General features: G+C 32.3%; 6 protein-coding genes. All 6 read left to right on the top strand.

Annotation, left to right across the window (positions count from 1 at the left end; translation table 11 throughout):
• Nucleotides 1-330 precede the first annotated feature (330 nt).
• Complete coding sequence (gene murG, locus RSB60_RS10550; RefSeq protein ID WP_332616232.1) at nt 331-1,422, top strand: undecaprenyldiphospho-muramoylpentapeptide beta-N-acetylglucosaminyltransferase; 1,092 nt, start codon at nt 331-333, stop codon at nt 1,420-1,422.
• On the top strand, nt 1,415-2,314 hold the full coding sequence (murB, locus tag RSB60_RS10555) for a UDP-N-acetylmuramate dehydrogenase (RefSeq protein WP_323380548.1): 900 nt from the start codon (nt 1,415-1,417) through the stop codon (nt 2,312-2,314). The genes murG and murB overlap by 8 nt, the downstream gene beginning before the upstream one ends.
• On the top strand, nt 2,305-3,300 hold the full coding sequence (locus RSB60_RS10560; RefSeq protein WP_332616234.1) for a cell division protein FtsQ/DivIB: 996 nt from the start codon (nt 2,305-2,307) through the stop codon (nt 3,298-3,300). Before murB ends, RSB60_RS10560 begins: the two co-directional genes overlap by 10 nt.
• A 14-nt stretch (nt 3,301-3,314) precedes the next feature.
• The gene (locus tag RSB60_RS10565; RefSeq protein ID WP_332616235.1) at nt 3,315-3,812 is read left to right on the top strand and encodes a hypothetical protein; all 498 of its coding nucleotides are present in this window, start codon (nt 3,315-3,317) and stop codon (nt 3,810-3,812) included.
• A 172-nt stretch (nt 3,813-3,984) separates the two neighbouring features.
• On the top strand, nt 3,985-4,344 hold the full coding sequence (locus RSB60_RS10570; RefSeq protein WP_323380545.1) for an Asp23/Gls24 family envelope stress response protein: 360 nt from the start codon (nt 3,985-3,987) through the stop codon (nt 4,342-4,344).
• Between the two features lie 11 nt (nt 4,345-4,355).
• Nucleotides 4,356-5,437, top strand: a 1,082-nt coding sequence (locus RSB60_RS10575; RefSeq protein ID WP_332616237.1) for a DAK2 domain-containing protein, incomplete at its 3' end; no start/stop codon positions are given.

Below are 5,437 nucleotides of genomic sequence, written 5' to 3' on the forward strand. Positions count from 1 at the left end.
AAGCTTAGAAGACCTTCAATCAGGAGCTAGAATAAGTATTGATGAAAGAAAAGATTATTTATTTTTTTACATGTTTTCTTACCTATTTAGTGGTATTTATTGTTGAATTTATGACACTTTCGTTTATATTCACAATCTTTCAAGTAAAGGGATTTTTCTTACCATTTGTCTATGTCGCATTACTAATTATTGTTAATCCACTGATTACTTGGGTTCTAGCAAACACATTTTATACCAAAATTCAAAAAGGGAATAGTTCTGAAAAATAGGACTATTTTTTCTTTTTTGACGGGTTGTTACATGGTATAATAACACGGAGGAGTTGGTATTGTGCGTGTACTTATAGCAACAGGTGGTACAGGAGGACATATTTATCCTGCATTGTCTTTAGCAAAAGCTTTAAAAGAAGAAAACTCAGCTAATGAATTCTACTTTATCGGCTCTAAAAACCGAATGGAAGCTACAGAAATTCCTCAAGCAGGATATGCTTATCAAGGAATTGATGTTATTGGAATGAATGGCTCAATTTTTTCCAAATTAAAATCTCTATGGCTATTAAAGAAAGCTGAAAAAGAATGTAAGGAAATAATTAAAAAATTTAATCCAGATATTGTTATTGGCTTTGGAAATTATATTAGTGTCCCGGTATTGTTGGCGGCACATGCTTTACATATTCCTACAATGATTCATGAGCAAAATTCATATGCTGGTAAAGCAAATAAAATGCTTGCGAATGTAGCAGATGCAATTGTGGGCTGTTATGAAGAAAATATGGAACAGTTCCCTAAAAATAAAACAAGAATTCTAGGAAATCCTCGTGCTTCAGAAGCGGCGAAGATTACAGTGAATAATCAAATAATGAAAGATTTGGGATTTGATCCAGAGAAACCTTTTGTAGTGCTTGTAATGGGTTCATTGGGTTCAGAAACAGTGAATAATGTTTTAAAACAAGCAAGTAAGAAGATGAATCAAAAGGCATATCAAGTACTTATTGTTACTGGTAGAAAATGTTATGACGATTTTATTCAAGACGCAACTGAAAGCGAAAATGTAAAAATCGTTTCATATATTGATGGATTGGCCACAATGGCTTTAGCTGACTTAGTTGTTGTTCGAGGTGGTGCAACAACATCAGCAGAAATTACAGCATTAGGAATTCCATCAATTATTATTCCAAGTCCATACGTACCAAACAATCATCAAGTAAAGAATGCATTATCATTACAAAATAAACAAGCAGCTATAATGTTGGAGGAAAAAGATTGTACTGCAGATGCGCTTGTCGATAAAATTGATTTTATTTTGTCGAATAGTGAACTACGTGAAGAAATGAAAAAACAAGCAAAAATGATGGGGCGACCTCATGCGAGTCAAGACATTATTCAATGGATAAATGATTTAGTAGGTGGTAACAATGGATAAATTATATGAAGAATTAATTAAATATTGTGAAGTGGAATGTGATATTCCCTTTTCAAAGATGACAACACTCCATCTTGGCGGTATTGTCAAATATGTTGTATATCCACGTAATATTATTGAACTTGGAGAAACAATGAAAACAATAAAAGAATTTAATGTACCTTATAAAGTATTAGGTAAAGGTAGTAATATTCTATGTTCAGATGCAAAGTATGATGGCGTGGTCATTCGTTTAGATCGTACTTTTGATGATTTATATTTTGATGATGATTTGTGTACGGTGCAAGCTGGACTATCAATTATAACAGTTGCATATGAAGCAATGAAACATGGATTAACAGGCTTAGAATTTGCGAGTGGTATACCAGGTTCAGTAGGTGGAGTTACCTATATGAATGCAGGTGCTTACAAAAGCAACATGGCGAATGTAATTGAGGAAGTTCTTATCTATCGCAATGATGTTTTTGAATGGTTACGTAATGAAGAATGTGGTTTTAGTTATCGCCATTCAATTTTTCATGAACATCCTGATTGGATTATCATTGCAGCAAAGATACGTCTTCAAAAAGGAAATGAAACAGAAATTCGTGAGTTAATGGATAATCGTCGAGAACGTCGTTTACAAACCCAACCATTAGAATATCCTAGTGCGGGAAGTATCTTTAAAAATCCAGAAGATAAATTTGCTTGGCAAATTATTGAAGAATTGGGTTACCGTGGTAAATGGAATGGTGGAGCATTTGTGAGTGATAAACATGCCAATTTTATCGTGAATGCTAAAAACGCTTCAGCAACAGAGTTTTATGAATTAGTATGTGCAATTCAAAAAGAAGCAAAAGAAAAATTAAATCGTGAATTAGTGATGGAAGTGGAGAAATTTAATTGGGATTAAAAAAGAAACAAAAAAATGTACAAGTCAAAGAACAAAAAAGTGCAGTAGATGAAGTCTTTGATCGAAGAAAGAGGATAAAGGCTGATTTTAGTTTTAGAAAAGCGAAGCCTCTTCTTTTCATTGCGGCTGTGATTGTAGGACTTATTACAGTGGCACTTGTTTACTATTATTCACCAACATCAAAAATAAAGGCGATATCAGTTAAAGGAGATTACTATTTAGAAACAGACTATATTAAAGAATTATCAGGATTAACATTAGAAAATCGTTATTATCTTACATTTGATTATTTCATTGAAAAAGAGATTGAAAAATGTGAGATGGTAAAAAATGCAACTGTAAAACATAAGGAACAAGGAGTAATTGAAATTGTCATTGAAGAAGAGGAACCTTTTGGCTATCGTTATGGTGAAAAAGGGGAATTACTTTTAAAAAGTGGTAAAGCAATTGAATTGAAGAGTGAATTTTTGGATATTATTGCAGATGTACCTTATGTAGAAGGATTCGATACAGATGAATTGCTTGTAAGACTTGCGAAAGGATTTCAAAATGTTAATCGTGATATGATTGAAATTATGTCTGAGATAACACGCTATCCAATGTCTTATGATGAAAATACAATTCAAATATTTATGCATGATGGAAATTACTTTTTCGCAAGTTTTTATTCGTTAGAAACAATTAATGTATATCAACAAATCGCATCTGATTTAACAGAAAAAGGTGTATGTATTTATTCTGATGATGGATTGACAGTAGCCTATACTTCAACTTGTCCATGGAATCAAATTGTCGAGGAAAAAGAATATTGGGTAGATGAATTGGGGAATATCGTTATCAATCAATATGGTGATCCCGTAGAAAAGAAATATTATACAGATGGTAAAGGAAATTATGTTCTAGATAAAGAAGGAAATAAAATCTTAATTCCAATCGATGGTAAAGATAACTATGAAGAAGCTGTTAATCAAAATAAACAAGAATAGAAAGAGGATGATATATGTTTAACTTAGTTTGGAAAGTGCGACCAGAAGTAAAAGAAGATCAACAATTTCAACAAGGATTAAAAATTATTAAAAATATTCAGATTGCTTTATTTGGTTTGATGATTGTTTTCTATGGTATCTTTATTTTAGTAGCTGGAGCTCCCATTGATTTTAAATTGTTGTATTCTGTATTTCTGCGATTTGCGACAATTAGTATTATTGGTGTAGGTATAAAATCTATAATGATTCTTTTTCTAGTATTAAGTTCATTTGGATTGTTAACTTCAAGTTTTCTTTTTATCACTTTCTTTAATCAACTAACACCCTTAGGTGTTGTTGTATCAGGACTTGAAGTGCTTTTGATTTTGGCTAGTGTAAGTGCAATAGTATTTGTATTCACTCAAACGGATACAAAATACGTTATAGCGGTAACAAAAGATGCATACAAAGAAACACAAAAAAGAGAAAAACCACAAGAAAATAATGTTGATGAGACGAATCATGATAATTAAAGTAATATAAAAAGAGTAAAAAAAATAAACTTAATTATGGAAAATCGTCAAAATAATGCGTAAAATTTATGTAAATTTGTGAAAAACTGGCGAAAACATGCATTTATAAGACAACAAAATTTGATAATCATATACTTTTTGGTATAATATTTAAAGGCTAGGAGGAGAAACTATGTCTATTGAAAAAGTGACTAATCTCGGAAATATTAATGTATCGGAAGAAGCAATTGCATCCCTCACTGGTGGGGTTGTAACTGAGTGCTATGGAGTCGTTGGAATGGCATCAAAAAAATTTTTAAGAGATGGTTGGGCTGAATTGTTAAAAATTGAAAACTTTTCTAAGGGAATCGTTGTTCGTAAGACGGACAAAGGATTAGAATTAGATGTATATGTAATCTTAGGGTATGGAATAAAAATTTCAGAAATCGTAACTGAAGTTCAAAAGAAAGTAAAATATGTTCTTGAAAAAACATTGCAACTCGAGTTAAGTGCAGTTAATGTTTATGTTCAAGGGGTACGAGTAATAGGCTAGTGGGGGCAAGCATGAATACAATTAATGGAAAAACATTAAAGGACATGCTTCAAAGTGGAGCCTGTAACTTAAATAATCATCACACAGAAATAGATGCATTGAATGTATTCCCAGTACCAGATGGTGATACAGGAACAAATATGTCAATGACATTTACAAATGGTGTAAAAGAAGTAATGCAATCAAATCATGAAGAATTGAGTGCAGTTGCAAAAACATTATCAAAAGGTTTATTGATGGGAGCACGTGGTAATTCAGGTGTTATTTTATCGCAAATTTTTAGAGGATTTTATCAAGGTGTTGATACAAAAGAAGAAGTAAATGCTAGCGAATTAGCTGAAGCATTTATGAATGGTAGTCGTGTTGCTTACAAAGCAGTAATGCGACCTGTAGAAGGAACTATTCTTACGGTAATTCGTGAAAGTAGTGAAATGGCTCAAATCTATGTAAGCGAACATGAGACATGTACACCACTTGAATATATGGGAGTGTTATGTGAAGAGGCTAGGAAATCTTTAGATACGACACCTGAATTATTACCTGTACTTAAAGAAGTAGGGGTAGTTGATAGTGGTGGAGCTGGATTGCTTCTTGTACTAGAAGGATTCAAAGCAGCATTAGAAGGTAATCCAATTGAAGCTAGTGAAGAAATAACCACTACACAAAGTGCTGCATTGGATCTTGAAAATGAAGGATTTGGATATTGTACAGAATTTATCGTTCGTTTAAATAATGAAAGTTTGAAAACATTTAAAGAAGAAAAACTAAGAAATTCATTAGCTCAATTAGGTGAATCAATTGTTGTTGTACAAGATGAAGAAATTGTAAAAGTTCATGTTCATACATTAACACCAGGAGATGCACTAAATTTAGCGCAACGTTATGGTGAGTTTGTTAAATTGAAAATCGAAAATATGCAAGAGCAACACAACGCAATTACTCAAGAAGCAAGTAAAACAGAATCACCAGCAAAAAAGAGTGAACCTAAGAAGTATGCAATCATATCAGTAGCTGCTGGCGATGGATTAAAAGCTTTATTTGAAGAATACCGTGTTGATAAAGTGATTTCTGGTGGTCAAACAATGAACCCATC

The sequence above is a fragment of the Anaerorhabdus sp. genome, assembly GCF_036657415.1.
GTDB lineage: Bacteria > Bacillota_I > Bacilli_A > Erysipelotrichales > Erysipelotrichaceae > Anaerorhabdus.